This window comes from Paraclostridium dentum (assembly GCF_012922555.1).
Classification (GTDB): Bacteria; Bacillota; Clostridia; order Peptostreptococcales; family Peptostreptococcaceae; genus Paraclostridium; species Paraclostridium dentum.
Genome location: NZ_WIPK01000001.1, coordinates 1203246 through 1220746 on the forward strand (window position 1 = coordinate 1203246; position 17501 = coordinate 1220746).

Consider the following 17501-nt stretch of genomic DNA (forward strand, 5'->3'; position numbering starts at 1 on the left):
ATTAATCCTCCTTAAAATTTTATATAAATTAATTTTTAAGGATGGGAGCTTAAATATTATACGGCGCCAATACAATAAAAAAACTCCCGTCCTTATAAAAAGGACGAGAGTATTACTCACGTGTTACCACCTTAATTCATCATTATCTCGCAATAATGACCTCTTCAAGTACGCCAACTTATTGGGATACTCTAGCACTATAACGTGTGCAAAATCCGGCAACTGCCTACTGGTTGTTATCTTTCGGAGTGCAGCTCAGAGATGTATTCAAGTTAAATTATCTTTTGCCCCTCTCACCAACCGGGTACTCTCTGTAAAGATTACATTAACCTTACTCTTTCTCGTCAAAGCTTTTTTTATAATTGCTTATTTTTATAATATGACTTTTTAATATATTTTGTCAATACTTTTAAAAAATATTCATAATTATTTAAATTTATAAATTTAATAATCATCATACTTATCCCAGTCTTCTTCTTGTTTCTCTTTTTTTCTTTCTATAACCTTTAAGATAAGTAATATTATACTTCCAACTATGATAGCTACATATGCACATATGACTATCATTCCTATAAAATATAACAATTTATTTTTCTTCCTCTATAACTACAGCAGTTCCATAAGCTAGCATCTCTGCTGCTCCTTGCATAACTGCTGCTGATGTTAGTCTAAATCCTATTATAGCATTAGCTCCTTTGTTCTCTGCATCTTCAACCATTCTTCCTATAGCTACTTTTCTAGCTTCTTCTAGCATTTCATCGTATCCTTTTAGCTCTCCACCAACTAATTGCTTAAAACTTGCTCCAATATCTTTTCCTATATGTTTTGCCCTTATTGTACTACCTTTAACTAACCCAACAACTTCTACTATTTTTTTCCCTGGTACATTTTCAATTGTTAAGATTTGCATGTTAATACCTCCTTTTAGTTATTCCTAACTTACTATATATTATATTTTTTACTTCATACATTAATTCTAGCATATTGTGGGAAATTAAGTATTTATAATGTTTTTTAATAAAACAGAGCTACTCCATTTCGAAGTAGCTCTAATCTATTTATTTGCTAATTTCCTTTTCTTCTTTTTCATTTAGATTTTCTTTTCTGAGTTCTTTAACTAAGGCAATACATGCTAATATCATTATAAATATAAATGGAAACGCCGCAATCAGAGATGAAGTCTGAAGTGCATTTAGACCTCCCGTTAACAAAAGTACTACAGCTAAAAAAGATTGTAATAAGCCTAACATTATTTTTTTTCTGTTACTTGGATTTAAATCTCCCTGTGATGTAAACATTCCTAAAACAAATGTAGCTGAATTTGCTGATGTTATAAAGAATGTAATTAGAAGTATTATTGTTATAATAGATATTATAAACCCAAAATTATAATTACTAAGTACTGAAAAAAATGCAGTAGATACATCGTATGCTATATTTTCAATTGCCGTAAGTTCTAACCCTTTTCCAAAAGATAGATTAATTCCTAGGTTCCCAAATATTGCAAAGAATATAAAAGATGCAATTGCTGGAGCTCCCATAACCCCTACTATAAATTCTCTTATAGTTCTTCCCTTTGAAATTCTAGCTATAAATGTCCCTACAAAAGGAGCCCAAGCTATCCACCATGCCCAATAAAATACCGTCCATTTATTTGTCCAAGTATTGTCAGAATATGCTCCTATTGATAAACTATCTGATAATATATTTTGAGCATAGCTTCCTAGTGAATTTGTAAAACTATTTATTATTTCTAATGTAGGCCCTACTAAAAAAGCTGCAGCAGTTACTATAAGCGCTAGTATTAAATTTAAATCGGATACTTTCTTTATTCCTTTATCTACTCCCGATACAGCTGTAGCTATAAATACAAAAGTTGTTATAGCAATTATAATGATTTGAGTAATAGCGTTATTAGGCACATTAAACAAATAACTAAGTCCACTATTTATTTGCATAGTTCCAAGTCCTAGAGATGTGGCTATCCCTGCTATAGTTGCAAATACAGCAAGAACATCTATTGTTATTCCTATCCATCCATTTATCTTTTTTCCTATTACAGGTTCTAATATTGAACTTATCAACCCTGATTTTTCTTTCCTAAATTGAAAGTACGCAAGAGACAATCCAATTATACTGTACCCTGCCCAAGGGTGTATCCCCCAGTGAAGAAATGATGATTTAATGGCAAAGTCCGCAGCTTCTGTGCTTCCAGGTGCTATGTTTCCTTTTGGTGAAACAAAGTGAGATAATGGTTCTGCTACTCCCCAAAATATTAGACCAATACCCATTCCAGCTCCAAATAACATGGCAAACCATGATGAAGTTGAATACTCCGGTTTAGAATCATCTGGCCCTAATTTTATATTTCCATATTTGCTTAAAGCTAACCATATTGCAAATATTACAAACAATAGCATTGATATTAAATATAGCCATCCAAACTTACTTGTCAAAAAACTTAATGCTGCATCTGCTGCCTTTGAAAAACTTTTACTCGATATCACTGCCCATAAACACATAGGTAATACTATCAATAACGAAATATAAAATACTCTATTATCCTCTTTTTTGACTGTATTTTTCATATTTATCCTCCTAATTTTTAGTTTTACATTGATAAATATTAATTTTTAAATACAGTTTGTTCTTCTATATCTGTAGTTAACGCTTTTAATGCTGTCCCTACCATCTTATATCTTATTTTAAATTGTTCAGCTTTAGATTTTGAAGGATCTCCAAGAGGGTATGGTATTGATATTGTAGGTACTATTCTATTAGATCCTACAGTTTTTGCAACAGGTATTAAATTGCACATTTGGACAATTGGAAAACCTACTTTTTCAAATTCTTTTACCATCGTTGCTCCACAACGAGTGCAAGTACCTCATGTAGAAACCATTATGATAGCATCAACTTTAGCTTCTTGTAGATAAGGAATTATTTCATTTGCCATCTTTGCAGCTTCTGCTTGAGTAGTCCCAGTCCCAACTGTTGAATAAAAGTATTCATGCAATTTACCTATTACGCCTTCCTTTTCATAAGTTTTAAGAGCATCTATAGGTGTTATTACATCTGGATCATCATCAGCTACAGCTGGATCAAATCCTGCATGTATTGTTTTATAAACGCCACTTTTCAAATCATCAGTGCTTGATATATCATATCTTCCCCATCTAGTAGCTGATGCTGATTGTATTTTATCTGGATTATCAACAGGCACTATTCCACCCGTATTTACTAATGCTATTGTTGCTTTACTTAATTCTTTAATAGCTGGAGCTATTGCTACTTTATCTATTTTAGGTATAGGTAGCTCTGTTTCATAACTTTCATTATTTAATTTCTTTATAATCATTTCAACAGCTCTATCAGCTGCCATTTTTTCATCTTCAATCCAAACTTGATGTCTATTTCCTCTTCCGAAATAACCTTCTGTTTGTGAATCTAATATAGTTTCATTTCTTAATATTTTGTTAGATATCTTTGCCATATTAGCTAAATCATGTCTCATTTTACCAGCACTATTTCCGCCCTTTAAAATGTACATATATTTTTTAAACATATCAACCCCTGGATTTTCTTCATGCATTGAAGTAACTACAGGTTTATTTAGTTTCTCTTTTACCGCTTTACATATTTGTCCACATGCAACTCCATATCTTCCTGCTTGAAATGCTGGTCCAGCTATGAATATATCAAAGTCTTTATCTTTTAAAAATTCAATTATAACTGCTACTGCTTCATCTGTATTTGATCCCATAAAGTTATCCCCACATATTATAGTATGAGTAACAGTAGTATCTTCTAATAGTTTCTCCATCTGAATTGAAGGCCCTATAACCCCTTCTTTTATTTGTGGTTTAAAATCAGCTTTGTCTTCTCCTCCTATTTGCCCGAAAAATTGATTTAGGTATACTATAGCCTTTTTCATATTTTTACCCCCTATTTTTAGAATTCCTTCATTGTTTTAGTTGACCAGCCTAACACTTGATCTCCACAGAACATAGCATTGTTTTCCATTATAATCGATCCATCCTCTCTTACTGAAGGACCTAGTATTTCATCATCACTCCATCCTCCTGACAATCCATCTCTTGATAATGACTCTAACTCTCCTATAACTTTTTCCATCGGAGGTAAATCGATAAGTTCAGAAACATTTCCACAAGATACTATTGCATCTAGCTTTTCATCTAATGTAACTAAAGGTTGTGAGTTTCCATCTCTTCCCGTGCATTCATTCGTAAGTCCAACTACTTTTACTCCAACATCTTCTAGTGCAACTATACAACCTACAAAATCAGCGTCTGGATTTCCATATCCTTCTTCTGCAACTATTGCTCCATCTGCGCCTAATGTCTTAGCAATTTGCGCTACATATATAGCAGATCGTTCCTTTTGCTCTAATGATACATTTAAGTTAGATAATATAACACCTAAAAAGTTCAAGCTTTTTCCATGTTCTTTATATAATCTTTTTATTACGGGTGCATTTTGTATATCATAAGTGGACCATTTTGATGAACATGGCATAAAGCTTCCTGATACTACAGCTCCATCTAATATTTCATTCGGATGCATTAATGTTGGCACCAAGTGATTTGTGTTCCATCCATAAGTCAAATCATTATATCCATCTTCTTCCATTTGAGATTGTAATTGCATAACAAATACTACACTAGGAAGTCCATTAACTTTTTCACTTCTTTTTGTAATTCCCTCAAGTTCATAAACTTCTACTTCTTCAGGCTCTAATTCTTGTACACACTTTGCTATATATTCAGCTAACTTATGACCTGCAACTCTTAAAGCATCATTTTTCTTTTGCTGTTCATTTTTTTCAAAATCTTCATTTGTATCAGCAACTAATACTATATTTTTAATTTTAGAGAAGTAAGTATACTTTGCACCTTCTCCTCCCATATCTATTAATCCATCTTGAAATCCTCCCCAATGTTTTCCTACAACTAGTACACTACAATCTTTTAAAGCATGTGTTTTGCCATGACCACAATTTTCTAAATCGCCTGTAAAACCTGGGAATAATGCTCTATTATCTACTTTAACTCTAGGTTCTATTGCTTCTTTTACAGGACATAATCTTATCATTTCTCCAGGGTTTACAATATGTAAATCCGCATCTGTTATTCTTTCGTCTTCTTTAATAAAATTTAAGAGTTCCTCTTTATTTAATCTTAAGATCCCATTTTCATAACTTGTCTTATTGCTAAATTCTATACTTTTTACATAAAAGTTACCTATTTCCAATTTCACAATTATTCCCCCTTCTGATTTATTACTTTGATTAAATGGTAATATATTTTTAACAATCTTAGTTTGTAAAATTTATAATAATACATTTGAATTTTTTGTATTTTTCACAAATTTAACAAATATTTAAAAACTTCTGTTAAAATATTATTAAATATAGTATTGGGGGTATTTCAATGGGTATATCAGTTAGAGATGCGTTAAAGCTCGATATTTTTAAAGATAGCAAGGTAATAGCTGGCCATAAAGGTTTAGATAGAATTATCAATAGAGTATCTGTTTTTGATTGTCCTATAGAAGTTAATAGGGATAAATTAGTCTTGAAAGAAGGTGATTTTTTTATAAGTAATTTTTTCCCATTTAAAGATGATGAAGATTATGCTTTATATGCGTTAAAATTTATAGATTCATGTGGATGTGCTTGTTTTTGTATAACAAATGAATATTTAAACAGTTTTACACAAAAACTAATAGAAGTTTGAAATGATATTAATTTTCCTATAGTTACTATAGACTATACTACTTCCTATGGTGATGTAATGAATGAAATTATGTCACTTATATTAGAAAAACAAAAAAACATTATACTAGAAATGAGAATATCTTCACTACTAGAAAGCAATTTATCTAATAGCGATATCCACAATACATTAAAATCTATAAATTATTCTTTTTTAAAATATGTAACTGCCATATACTGTTATTCAGAAAATATAAATGATAGCTGGAATAAAAATTTAATAGATTTGTTATCAAAAAATAAGGCAACTACATGTTTACCATTTAAGAATGGTTTATTGCTATTAATAACTTACAATAGCATATCCAAATCTGAGTTAAACAAAATGTTAGATTTTTATATTAATCATATAAAATATAATATTAATGATTCTATAATAGGAATTAGCGATAATTACATACCTATAACATCCTGTAAAAATGCAATAAATCAAGCATTAATTTCTTCTAGTTCTTACTCAATATCTAACGAAAAAATAATTAAATATAATTCACTAGGTATATATTCATTGCTTATGTGCTGTAAAGACTTAGAGGAGGCTAAAGAACTATATTCCAATATAATGAAACCTATTTTAGACTATGATAAAGCAAATAAATCCTTCCTTTTAGAAACTCTAATAAGCTTCGTCAACCATGATGGCGATTATAAAAAAGTTTCTAGTGAATTATTTCAGCATGAAAATACAATTCGATACAGAATTTTAAAAGTTAAATCAATATTAAATCTAGATAAATCAAATATTGAGTTTTATGAAAAAATTTCAATAGGTGTGAAACTTCATAAGATATATAATATATAAAAAAAGAGCTGTTTCATTTATGAAACAGCTTTTTTTATTTAATTTAAAATCCTACCGGTATCCCTAAACTCATCCATACTACAAACAGTAATGTCCAAGCTATTAAGAATGTCATAGAATAAGGTAACATCAATGATATAACAGTACCAATTCCAGTATCTTTCTTATAAGCTTGCATAAATACTATAACCATCGCAAAGTAACTCATAAGCGGAGATATTATATTTGTAGAACTATCCGCTATTCTATATGCAGTTTGAACTACATCTGCACCTATTCCAAGTTTTAAAAACATTGGTATAAACACAGGAGCCATTATAGCCCACTTCGCTGATGCAGATCCCATAAACAGATTTATAAACCCTGTTATTATTATAAATCCAACAAGTAGTGGTATTGAACCTATATTTATAGACTGTAAGAACTCTGCTCCTCTTACAGCAATTATAGTTCCTAAATTTGTATATTCAAAGTATTTTATAAATTGAGCTGCAACGAATGCTAAACATAAATATCCACCCATTGAGCTCATGGCTTTACTCATATGTGCTGCAACCTCTTTTTCATTTTTTACAGTTTTAGCAATTTTACCGTAAACCACTGATGGCACAAAGAACAATAATGCTATTATTGGTATTAGACCATTCATTAGAGTTGAGTGATCAACTATAGAATCTAGGAAACTTGCTTTGTCTAAGTTTCTTAAAAATGAATTAGGCATTGCAACAAGAATAACTAACCCAATTACCATAAATAATAAAGTAAAGTTTGCAACTTTCATTGCTTTAGCTTCTTCAGGCTTTATAGTTTGCAAATCACTAGCTCTTGACATTCCAACTGAATCTTTTGCCATTTTAGAATCATATTTACCTAGTTTAGGTTCTATAATTTTTGTAGTTATTATAGTTCCTAATATCGTTATTAAAAATGTAGATGCTACCATAAAGAAATAGTTCGCAGTAGCACTTATACTAACTGTAGGATCAATTATATGTGCTGCCTCATTTGTTATTCCTGCTAGCATCGGATCTATTGTTCCAATTATTAAATTTGCACTAAATCCTCCTGAAACTCCTGCAAATGCTGCTGCTATTCCTGCTAATGGATGTCTTCCATAAGCCATAAAGACTAAAGCTCCAAGTGGAATTAATATAACATATCCTGCATCGGATGCCATATTTGACATTATTCCTAAGAAAACTACAGTTGGAACTATTAATTTTGATGGTGTTACACTAACTATTTTTTTAAGTAATGTTCCTATATATCCTGAGCTTTCAGCTAGTCCTATTCCTAACATTCCAACTAAAACAACTCCAAGTGGTGCAAATGAAGTGAAGTTTGTTACTGCATTTTCTAGCATATATTTAAAACCTTCACCATTTAATAAACTAACTGCTGTTATAGTTTGTTTTTCTACTTCCATTGTTTCTCTATTTATAAGTTCGGCTGTTACACTTAACCCCATACTAGCTGCTATTGCAGATATAATAGCGATTGCAACACAAAGTATTGCAAATAAAGTAACTGGATGTGGTAATTTATTACCTATGTACTCTATCCCATCTAGAGATTTCATCAAAAAACTCTTTTTTTCTTTAACTGCTGATTTACTCATATTACGCCCCCTTTATTTTTATATGTATCATTCTTTTTTATAATGGTAGCATATCGTTATATTAAAAACAATATAACTATTCAAATATTCTTTATTTTTCAAATATTTTATTTTTTTAATGCAAATTTTCTCATTTTTATACATTTTTTAAAGTTCTAAACATTTAAATTAAAATATAATTTTAAATGACATAATAAAAAAGCAACCTCGAAATAAGGTTGCTTTTTTATTATGCTACTATTCTACTTAATGTTTTCTACTATTCCACTCAATATCTCATTTAATTCATTACTTATATTATCAACACCATTGTGAGTTATATTAACAATCTCTTTAGTCATTGGAAGTTCTCCTAACAGTTTTAAGTTCATTTCTTTTAGGAATTCTTCTGTTTCTTCTCCATCAAATAACTTTATTTTTTTATCACAATCTGGACATTGAATATAGCTCATATTTTCAACAACACCTAATACTTTTATATTAAGCATTTTGGCCATATTTACAGCTTTTGCCACTATCATAGATATCATATCTTGAGGAACTGAAACCATCACAACTCCATTTAAAGGTATATTTTGCATTACTGTAAGTGGAACATCTCCTGTTCCTGGAGGCATATCTATTAATAAATAATCTAGTTCTTCCCACATTACATCTTTATAAAACTGTTTTACTGTATTGCTAATTATAGGTCCCTTCCATACTATAGCTTGGTTTTCTTCTCCAACCATAAAGTTTATTGACATTGTCTTTATGTTATCTTTAGTTACTACAGGGTTTATATCTTTTCCATTTGGTGAAGTTGCTCTTTCATCTTGAACTCCCATAAGTCTTGGAATACTTGGACCTGTTATATCCGCATCTAATATACCAACTTTATATCCCATTTTATTTAATTTTTTTGCAATAAGAGCTGTTACAGTAGATTTTCCAACTCCACCTTTTCCACTCATTACGCCTATTATATTTTTTATTTTATTATTAGGATTATTTTCTATTGTACAAGTTTCCTGCTTATTACAATTTCCTTTAGATGGACATGAATTACAATTTCCCATTTACGTTACCTCTCTTTTCTTTTGTCTACTTTATTAATTATAATAAAATATGTATAAAATCATACACATTAAAGATCTTAATTTAATTATAAATCAAACTATTCTCAATTAATATATACCCCACATAAAAATAATAAATCATAAATAAAAAAAATTATTATATTTTAAAAATTTATTATATTCACAATAAATTCATAAAACTTTCTAATATCTTCACTATATTTAATACTTTCTTCACTTATCCAATCATCACGTCTTATTGAACTTTGATTTGCACTTCCTGGCTGAAAAACATTAGCTATACAGCCTACCCTTACTTTATTTTCACTAGAAATGCTCCAATTATATTTATGCCTTTCATCTATATTTTTAATATAATCATTGACTTGTTCTATAAGATCCTTATAAACTATACCCGCACCATCTAGTAATAAATTCTCTAAAGTTCCTTTACTTTCATTGTCAGGAAAGAAATAATTATATAAATTAATTTTTTCTCCTTTTATATTTATTTCTTCATCTAAAAAATCTTGTTTACATATAATCATGTCTTTTTTCTTATCTTTAAATTTTTCATTAAATGTTTCTTTAGCTATCTTTTGGTCTGCATCAAAAATTGCACATATACTCTTTATCTGGTTTAACTCAGATTTACTCATATTACTAATATATAAATCAATTTCTTTTATAAGCCTTCCTTCTCCATTTGTACAAATAATTACAATTATAACTTTCTGATTTGTAAAATATGATGGTATCGGTACATATCTTTCAATTCTATCTTTAACAAAAGGGTATGTTCTGGGTATTTTTCTTTTCCATATTTCGGGTAGATTATCTATACTTCTAATTTCTTTAAAACCATTCAGATCTAGAATCTTAGCTACACAGTTAGCATCATGAACTCCTTCTACGAAAAATAAAATATTTTTCATCATCTCACATCCTGACCTAATATAGTTCTTATATCTTTTAGTTTACTACCTGAAAATCTAGTTGTGTACGCATAATCATTTATAGATTCTATTCTAAAACAAGCTAAATCATCTATCTTATTTTCTATTCCATCAATCATTGAATCAATGACTTCTAAACTATGAGTAGTACAAATAAGCTGAACTTTATATTCTATACATGCTTTTACAAACCAATCAAAAACTTCTTTTATCATATCTTTGTATATAGCCGTCTCTATTTCGTCTATCAGTAATATACCACCTTTTGAACTAATTATAGCTGATGCTAATGTTATTACTTTTTTTACTCCATCTCCAAAGCTAGATAATGGCATTAGTTTAAACTTTTTGTGATTTACATATATGGCTGACGTATTCATGTACTCATTTGGTAAAACTTCAAACCCTATTATATTTTCATCAAACTTTCTAAGTAATTCAATTATCTTATCTTTGTCTCCATCTTTTATAATTTCTATAGTTGTATTTAATGAATTTTCTCTAAAATGGTCATAGGGTGTTATGTATACCATTTTTATAGTCCTATAACTTCCACTAAATCTTAATTGTTTATTTTCTTGAATATATATTTCTTTATTAACTAATTGTTGGTTATTCTGCTTAAGACTTACTACCCCTTCAAAAACCTTACTTTCAAAGTTCCTTTCCATATCATTGAAATCAATTATATCACTTAAGTTTCCTTGTATTTTAAATTCATGTTCACATTGATTTATAATTGAATCAATATGTATACTCCTATTTTCATTTTGACCTTTAGGAAACATCTCTAAAAAGAGTTCAAATTTAGATACATTATTACTATCTCTTTTAGCTGCATTGACTAACATATTTCTTACACTATCTGGATTCTCTAACAGTGATATAGCTTCTAAAATAGAAGTTTTCCCACTGTTGTTATCACCAACAATTATATTTATTGTAAGCAAATCTTCTAATTCTAAGTCTTTTACGCCTCTGAAATTCTTAATATTTAAGTAACTTAAATAATTCATTTAACCACATCTCTCTTTTTATATAATCTAATAAATTATATAAATTTACATTACTTAATATAACTTAAATACATAGTTTCTAAGTTTTAAATATTAAATAACAAAATTAAAGGGAGCAATTTAAATCACTCCCTTTTTATTATTATTAAATTATATAAATAAGTTTAATCCAGAATCTTCAGCTGCTCCTAAGTATGCTGCAACTCCACCTAAATCTACGCCATCTATAAGTTCCTCTTTCTTAATTCCCATTAAATCCATACTCATAGAACAAGCAACCAGTTTAACACCCATATTTATAGCATTATTTATTAATGTATCGATATCATCAACATTATGCTTTTTCATTATTTCATTTATCATTTTTGGACCCATTCCGCCCATGTTCATCTTTGATAAAGGAAGTTTATTTGTGTTGCTTGGTAACATCATATCAAACATTTTTTCCATAGTATCTTTTTGAACTTTTACTTTTTCTTTTCTCTTTAATACATTAAGTCCCCAGAATGTGAAAAACATGGTAACTTCTTTACCCATTGATGCTGCACCTGTAGCTATTATAAATGATGCTATAGCCTTATCCAAATCTCCACTAAATACTACCATTGTTGCCCCATCTTTTCCAACTTGATTAGTTAAAGAGCATGAAGCTTTTGCATTAACAGGATTTTCTCCTTTTTGTATATATGCTACATAAGCTTTTTTATCTTTATTAAACTCAGCTTTTAATAATGAGTTTCCTGTTGTTTCACACCATGCTTTTATATCTTTACTAAAAGCAACATCACTTGCTTTTACTTCTATTATATCTCCGCTTTCCATTTTTGAAACTTCTTCAAAAACTCTTCTAATCGGCCCTGGGCATTGAAGTCCACAAGCATCTAATTTAATATTTGCTTTTATATTCTCATTCATAACTGCAACCTCTGCATTTATTAACTGATTATTTTCATTAAATTCAACATTATTATTTTGATTTTTAACAGCTTTTTTAGCTCTTTTTATAGACGAGTAAGTCTTAATTCCACCATCTATATTAAAACATTTATATCCCCTTTGTGTTAATATTCTACAAGCAATATAACCTCTTAATCCAACTTGACAAGTAACATAAATATTTTTATCCTTTGGTATTTCATCCATTCTTTTCCTTAATGATCCAAGAGGTATATTGATAGAACCTTCAATCATACCTGTTGCTAATTCAAACTCATCTCTTACATCTAAAACTATATCGCCTCTATCTAAAACTTCTTCAACCTCATGATACTGTATAGTTTTTATATCTCCTTCTATGATATTTGATGCATAATATCCTAGCATATTAACAGGGTCTTTAGCTGAGTTATATGGCGGTGCATAACATGGTTCTACATCTTGTAAGTCAAATACAGTTAAATTAGCCTTTATTGCAGTAGCTAAGATATCTATGCGTTTTTCTACACCTTCGATGCCTACACCTTGAGCTCCATATATTTTTCCTGTCTTTTTATCAAATATCATTTTATAAGCTATAGGAAATGCCCCTGGATAGTATCCAGCACTTGAGTTTGGATGAATATGCACAACTTCATAATCCATTCCTAGTCTCTTCAATATTTTTTCATTATTTCCAGTTGTAGCTACTGTATAATCAAATATCTTTGCTACAGATGATCCTAATGTTCCTTTATATTTAATGTTTTTCCCACATATATTGTCAGCAACTAATCTTCCCTGTCTGTTAGCTGGCCACGCTAATGGTATCATTGTAGGTTTTTTGTTTACAAAGTCTAGAATTTCTACAGCATCACCTAATGCATATATATTCTCATCTGAAGTTTTCATATATTCATCAACAACTATAGCGCCTCTTTCATTTAGTTTTAATCCTGCATCTTTAGCTATTGATGTTTCAGGTCTAACTCCTATAGATAAAATTATTAAATCTGTTTCTATTTCTTTGCCACTGTTTAACGCTACTATTTTACCATTGTTTTTAAACTCTTTTACTCCATCATCTAAAATTAAATTAACACCATTATCTATTAAATGTTCGTGTATAGTGCTTACCATTTCTACATCAAGAGGAGCCATAACTTGAGAACTAGCTTCAACTAGAGTTACATCTATACCTCTTTCAACCAAGTTTTCAGCCATTTCTATACCAATAAATCCGCCACCTATTACAACAGCATTTTTAGTGCTATCTTTATCTACATAAGCCTTTATTTTATCTGTATCAGGTATATTTCTTAATGTAAATAAATTATTACAATCATTTATTCCATTTATAGGAGGTTTTATCGGACTTGCCCCTGGGGATAAAACCAATACATCATAACTTTCATCATATGTTTCTCCTATTTTATGATTTTTAACAGTTACTTTTTTATTTTCTTTATCTATTTCAATAACTTCACTTAAATTTCTTATATCCATATTAAATTTATCACTCATAGCTTCAACAGTTTGAACTATAAGCTTTTCTCTTTCTGTTATAACCTCGCCTATATAATATGGAAGTCCACAGTTTGCAAAAGATATATATTCACCTTTTTCAAACATAATTATTTCAAAATCTTCCTCTAATCTTCTAAGTCTTGCAGCTGTTGATGCCCCACCTGCAACTCCACCTACTACTATAACTTTTTTAGACATATTAAAATCTCCTTTTTATTTTATATTCACCAATCTATATATTACATTTTGTTAAAGTAATAACTTTAGTTTTTATAATTTTATAATTTATAATTTTATTATATTTAAAATAGGAGTATAGTTCTGTGACTTTATCACATATAAAATCAGATAAAAAAAGACTTGAGAGCTTTAAATACTCTCAAGTCTTTTTTTATTTTATATTCAATTATTTGTTTTCTTGATAATTTTTATTGTATCCTTGATTATTATTATTGTTATTGTTATATCCTTGGTTGTTATTATTGTTAAAGTTTATTTGTTTTCCTGGTATTATAGTAGATACTGCATGCTTATATATAAGATTTTGCTGCTTGTTTTCTCCTTCTAATAATACTATGTAGCTATCAAATCCCTTAACGTGCCCCTTAACTTGAACTCCATTCATTAAAAATATTGTTACAGGTATTCTTTCTTTTCTTGCATTATTTAAGAATAAGTCCTGTAAGTTTAATACTGTATTTTTCATTAGATTAATACCCTCCAAAATGATTTATCAAATTTATTATATATATTATATTCTATATTACACAACATTTACCTTTTTTTCAATATAACTAATTACATCGTCTAAAAGTATTTTTTCATCATTGTAGTTATCTAAATCAAACCACTTAGCATTTTCATATCTCCTAAACCATGTTAATTGTCTTTTAGCATACCTTCTTGAATCTCTTTTTATTATTTCTATGGCTTCTTCATAAGTGTATTCATTATTTAGATATTTAATTATTTCTTTGTATCCTATTCCTTGCATAGATACTAGATCACTTGAGTACCCCATATTTAAAAGAGTTTTAACTTCATCCTCAAGACCTTGACTTATCATTATATCAACTCGTTTGTTAATTCTTCTATATAGATGTTCTCTATCTCTATTTAAAACTATTATTATTGGTTCATACTTTTCATTTAATTTTAAATCATTGCTAAAGTCACTCATTTTTTTGCCACTCATACAAACTTCAATGGCTCTTATAACTCTTTTTGTGTTATTTTTATGAATTCTATTTGCAGCTTCTTCATCAAGAGACTTTAACTTTTCATACATGTAGTCGATTCCATTTTCTTCAAGCTCTACTCTTAACATTTCTCTTAACTCATTGTCTGCATCTGACTTTGCAAAATCCATATTATATATAAGAGAATTTAAATAAAGGCCTGTCCCACCAGTTACAAGGGGTAATTTTCCTTTTTTTACAATTTGATTTATATAATCATTAGCTCTTTCTTGAAATTCAGATACAGAAAAACTATAGTCCGGAGTAACCTCATCTATTAAATAATGTTTTACTCCATTCATCTCATCTTCTGTAACTTTTGCACTTCCCACATCCATATATTTATATATTTGCATAGAATCTGCTGATATTATTTCCATATTCATTTTTTTAGCTAATTGTATTGATAAGTTTGTTTTTCCAACTGCAGTTGGCCCTGTCAGTATGACTAAAGGTATCTTTTTCATCTGCTCCCCTTCTTTCTTACATAATTCGTTTAAACATTTTTTCAATCTCAGTTTTTGATATTTCTACAAATATCGGTCTGCCATGAGGTCATGTAAAAGGGTTTTTACACATTTCAATTTGATTTAATAAACTGTTTATTTCTTCATCATATATACTATCATTAGCTTTTATAGCTGCTTTACAAGCCATCGATGCGAATTTTTCACCTTTTAACTCATAATTATTTTTTATTTCATCTATGTTATCAATTATATCTAAAACAAATTTTTCAGATTCCGGTGTTCCAAATATAGTAGGTACACATCTTATCATTATATGATTTTTGCCAAATATCTCTATTTCAAAACCAAATTTCATAAATAAATCTATATTATTTTCAACTTGTAGCATATCTGTCGTTGCTAATTCTAAAACAATTGGATCTAATAACATTTGCATGTTAATATCCATATTATAAAATTTATCCATATATTTTTCAAATAGTACTCTTTCATGTGCTGCATGTTGGTCTAGCAAGTACATATGACTTCCTTTTTGAAGTATTATATATGTTTTAAATATAGTACCTATAACTGTATATTCATTTAATGAAAATTTATTTTTATCACTATTGTTAAACTCTACTTGTTCATTTTTTTCTGTATATACACTTTCAGATTCTTTTATTAAACTTTCACTAATTGTAGACTTGTTCTTTAAAGTATCATCTTCATTACTTTTTAAACTTTTATTTTCTTCTTTTTTTTCTAATTCTACTAAATCATTAAAACTATAAACTTTATTCAAATCTATTGTCTCATCTATTAATACAATTTCATCTTTATCGCTTTTGTTTATTTTATTATTTAAATTTTTAGTATTAATAATCTTTTCCAATTCTTTTCTTTCGTCTAACTCTTCAAATGTATATGTCTGACTTTTATATTCTTTTTCTAAGTTATTTAATATCCCTTGATTTATATTTTCTGAGCTAATTTGATTTTTATTATGAGTCAAACTATTATCCAAATTATTAACCTTTTTTAAATCTCTCTTTTCAACATTATCATAAGTTTCATATTTTCCTATCAAGTTAGACCTAATTAATGACGTTCTTATATACTCTTTAAGTTCTACATATATTTGTTGTTCATTTTCAAACTTCAACTCTAATTTTGTAGGATGTATGTTTACATCTATTTTAGATGGATTTATTTCTATATTTAGAAAACAAACTGCATGTTTATTTATAGGTATTAAAGATTTATAACCTTCACTTATAGCATCTAGTATAATCTTGCTTTTAACATAACGTTTATTTATATATATATGTTGAAGGTTTTTATTAGCTCTATAAACATTATTGCTTCCGATATATCCACTTACCTTAAAAAACTGACTTTCATGATTTAACTCTATTAAATTTTCAGTTATATCTTTTCCATAAATACTTCTTATAGTGTTTATAAGCTTACCATCCCCAGGGGAATTTAACATAGTTTTTTTATTATTTATATATTTAATACTAACCTTAGGATTACCTATAACTAGCTTGTTTATTAAATCACTAATATTTATAGTTTCTGCATGCGTTGATTTCAAAAACTTTTGTCTAACAGGAGTGTTAAAAAATAAATCTCTAGCTATAATCGTCGTTCCATTATTAGTTCCTATTGGTTCCTTTGATATAATTTTTCCGCCTTCTACTGTAATTTTAGTTCCTACTGGCTCATCTTTATGCTTTGTAATCATTTCAATTTTAGCAACTGATGCAATAGATGCTAAAGCTTCTCCTCTAAATCCTAAAGAGTATAGATCATATAAATCATCTATTTGTTTTATCTTACTAGTTGCATGTCTTAAAAAACTTTTTTCAACTTCGCTAGATTCAATTCCATTTCCATTATCAGTTATTCTAATTAATTTTTTGCCACCATCTTCTATTTCAACTATAATTTTAGAACTTTGAGCATCTATCGAGTTTTCAACCAGTTCTTTAACTACAGAAGATGGTCTCTCTACAACCTCACCAGCTTGTAGTTGATTTATAGTAACTTCATCTAATATATTAATTCGAGCCATATATTCACCTCATTTCATAGATAAAAATTTATATATTTTTAATAAGTC

Annotated in this window: 14 protein-coding genes, 1 pseudogene and 1 other annotated feature; of the genes and pseudogenes, 2 read left to right on the forward strand and 13 right to left on the reverse strand. The window is 28.7% G+C overall.

Annotated features, from left to right (window positions below; genetic code table 11):
* Nucleotides 1-96 precede the first annotated feature (96 nt).
* Nucleotides 97-357 (reverse strand) — a binding site (T-box leader).
* Nucleotides 358-444: 87 nt separating this feature from the next.
* The 5 genes from GFJ41_RS05790 to GFJ41_RS05810 all read right to left on the reverse strand — a co-directional run bounded on the left by GFJ41_RS05790 (nt 445) and on the right by GFJ41_RS05810 (nt 5277).
* The gene (locus GFJ41_RS05790) at nt 445-585 is read right to left on the reverse strand and encodes a hypothetical protein (protein ID WP_021431096.1); all 141 of its coding nucleotides are present in this window, start codon (nt 583-585) and stop codon (nt 445-447) included.
* Between the two features lies 1 nt (nt 586).
* Nucleotides 587-910, reverse strand: coding sequence for a heavy metal-binding domain-containing protein (locus GFJ41_RS05795; RefSeq protein ID WP_021431097.1), 324 nt, complete (start codon nt 908-910; stop codon nt 587-589).
* Nucleotides 911-1058: 148 nt separating this feature from the next.
* Nucleotides 1059-2588 carry a glycine betaine uptake BCCT transporter gene (locus GFJ41_RS05800; RefSeq protein WP_170074850.1) on the reverse strand — a complete coding sequence of 510 codons (1530 nt, stop codon included), beginning with the start codon at nt 2586-2588 and terminating at the stop codon, nt 1059-1061.
* Nucleotides 2589-2626: 38 nt separating this feature from the next.
* Nucleotides 2627-3934 (reverse strand): betaine reductase selenoprotein B, encoded by a 1308-nt coding sequence (grdH, locus tag GFJ41_RS05805; RefSeq protein WP_081949304.1) that lies wholly within the window; start codon nt 3932-3934, stop codon nt 2627-2629.
* Between the two features lie 17 nt (nt 3935-3951).
* Nucleotides 3952-5277 carry a glycine/sarcosine/betaine reductase component B subunit gene (locus tag GFJ41_RS05810; RefSeq protein ID WP_170074851.1) on the reverse strand — a complete coding sequence of 442 codons (1326 nt, stop codon included), beginning with the start codon at nt 5275-5277 and terminating at the stop codon, nt 3952-3954.
* 173 nt (nt 5278-5450) lie between these two features.
* On the opposite strand from GFJ41_RS05810, the gene GFJ41_RS05815 reads away from it, so the two are divergent.
* Both GFJ41_RS05815 and GFJ41_RS05820 read left to right on the forward strand, forming a co-directional pair.
* The gene (locus GFJ41_RS05815; RefSeq protein WP_021431102.1) at nt 5451-5756 is read left to right on the forward strand and encodes a PucR family transcriptional regulator ligand-binding domain-containing protein; all 306 of its coding nucleotides are present in this window, start codon (nt 5451-5453) and stop codon (nt 5754-5756) included.
* Nucleotides 5757-5813: 57 nt separating this feature from the next.
* The gene (locus GFJ41_RS05820) at nt 5814-6596 is read left to right on the forward strand and encodes a PucR family transcriptional regulator (RefSeq protein WP_035118473.1); all 783 of its coding nucleotides are present in this window, start codon (nt 5814-5816) and stop codon (nt 6594-6596) included.
* 43 nt (nt 6597-6639) lie between these two features.
* On the opposite strand, the gene GFJ41_RS05825 is transcribed toward GFJ41_RS05820, so the two are convergent.
* The 8 genes and pseudogenes from GFJ41_RS05825 to mutL form a co-directional block, all read right to left on the reverse strand.
* On the reverse strand, nt 6640-8214 hold the full coding sequence (locus GFJ41_RS05825; protein WP_035118471.1) for an AbgT family transporter: 1575 nt from the start codon (nt 8212-8214) through the stop codon (nt 6640-6642).
* A 242-nt stretch (nt 8215-8456) separates the two neighbouring features.
* Complete coding sequence (locus tag GFJ41_RS05830) at nt 8457-9272, reverse strand: Mrp/NBP35 family ATP-binding protein (RefSeq protein WP_035118470.1); 816 nt, start codon at nt 9270-9272, stop codon at nt 8457-8459.
* Between the two features lie 164 nt (nt 9273-9436).
* Nucleotides 9437-10207, reverse strand: coding sequence for a DUF3226 domain-containing protein (locus GFJ41_RS05835; protein WP_035118469.1), 771 nt, complete (start codon nt 10205-10207; stop codon nt 9437-9439).
* Nucleotides 10207-11244 (reverse strand): AAA family ATPase, encoded by a 1038-nt coding sequence (locus GFJ41_RS05840; RefSeq protein ID WP_035118467.1) that lies wholly within the window; start codon nt 11242-11244, stop codon nt 10207-10209. Before GFJ41_RS05840 ends, GFJ41_RS05835 begins: the two co-directional genes overlap by 1 nt.
* Before the next feature lie 150 nt (nt 11245-11394).
* Nucleotides 11395-13884, reverse strand: coding sequence for a CoA-disulfide reductase (cdr, locus tag GFJ41_RS05845; RefSeq protein WP_170074852.1), 2490 nt, complete (start codon nt 13882-13884; stop codon nt 11395-11397).
* 208 nt (nt 13885-14092) lie between these two features.
* Nucleotides 14093-14392 carry an RNA chaperone Hfq gene (hfq, locus tag GFJ41_RS05850; protein ID WP_021433361.1) on the reverse strand — a complete coding sequence of 100 codons (300 nt, stop codon included), beginning with the start codon at nt 14390-14392 and terminating at the stop codon, nt 14093-14095.
* Between the two features lie 57 nt (nt 14393-14449).
* On the reverse strand, nt 14450-15391 hold the full coding sequence (miaA, locus tag GFJ41_RS05855) for a tRNA (adenosine(37)-N6)-dimethylallyltransferase MiaA (protein WP_021431111.1): 942 nt from the start codon (nt 15389-15391) through the stop codon (nt 14450-14452).
* A gap of 16 nt (nt 15392-15407) precedes the next feature.
* Nucleotides 15408-17453, reverse strand: a pseudogene (mutL, locus tag GFJ41_RS05860) (DNA mismatch repair endonuclease MutL).
* Between the last annotated feature and the right edge of the window lie 48 nt (nt 17454-17501).

Excerpts from the sequence above, each read along its gene's own strand:
- GFJ41_RS05795 (WP_021431097.1), bottom strand. The coding sequence starts at position 910 with ATGCAAATCTTAACAATTGAAAATGTACCAGGGAAAAAAATAGTAGAA.
- GFJ41_RS05835 (WP_035118469.1), bottom strand. The coding sequence starts at position 10,207 with ATGAAAAATATTTTATTTTTCGTAGAAGGAGTTCATGATGCTAACTGT.
- GFJ41_RS05840 (WP_035118467.1), bottom strand. The coding sequence starts at position 11,244 with ATGAATTATTTAAGTTACTTAAATATTAAGAATTTCAGAGGCGTAAAA.
- GFJ41_RS05815 (WP_021431102.1), top strand. The coding sequence starts at position 5,451 with ATGGGTATATCAGTTAGAGATGCGTTAAAGCTCGATATTTTTAAAGAT.
- GFJ41_RS05820 (WP_035118473.1), top strand. The coding sequence starts at position 5,814 with ATGAATGAAATTATGTCACTTATATTAGAAAAACAAAAAAACATTATA.
- cdr (WP_170074852.1), bottom strand. The coding sequence starts at position 13,884 with ATGTCTAAAAAAGTTATAGTAGTAGGTGGAGTTGCAGGTGGGGCATCA.
- miaA (WP_021431111.1), bottom strand. The coding sequence starts at position 15,391 with ATGAAAAAGATACCTTTAGTCATACTGACAGGGCCAACTGCAGTTGGA.
- GFJ41_RS05825 (WP_035118471.1), bottom strand. The coding sequence starts at position 8,214 with ATGAGTAAATCAGCAGTTAAAGAAAAAAAGAGTTTTTTGATGAAATCT.
- hfq (WP_021433361.1), bottom strand. The coding sequence starts at position 14,392 with ATGAAAAATACAGTATTAAACTTACAGGACTTATTCTTAAATAATGCA.
- GFJ41_RS05830 (WP_035118470.1), bottom strand. The coding sequence starts at position 9,272 with ATGGGAAATTGTAATTCATGTCCATCTAAAGGAAATTGTAATAAGCAG.
- GFJ41_RS05800 (WP_170074850.1), bottom strand. The coding sequence starts at position 2,588 with ATGAAAAATACAGTCAAAAAAGAGGATAATAGAGTATTTTATATTTCG.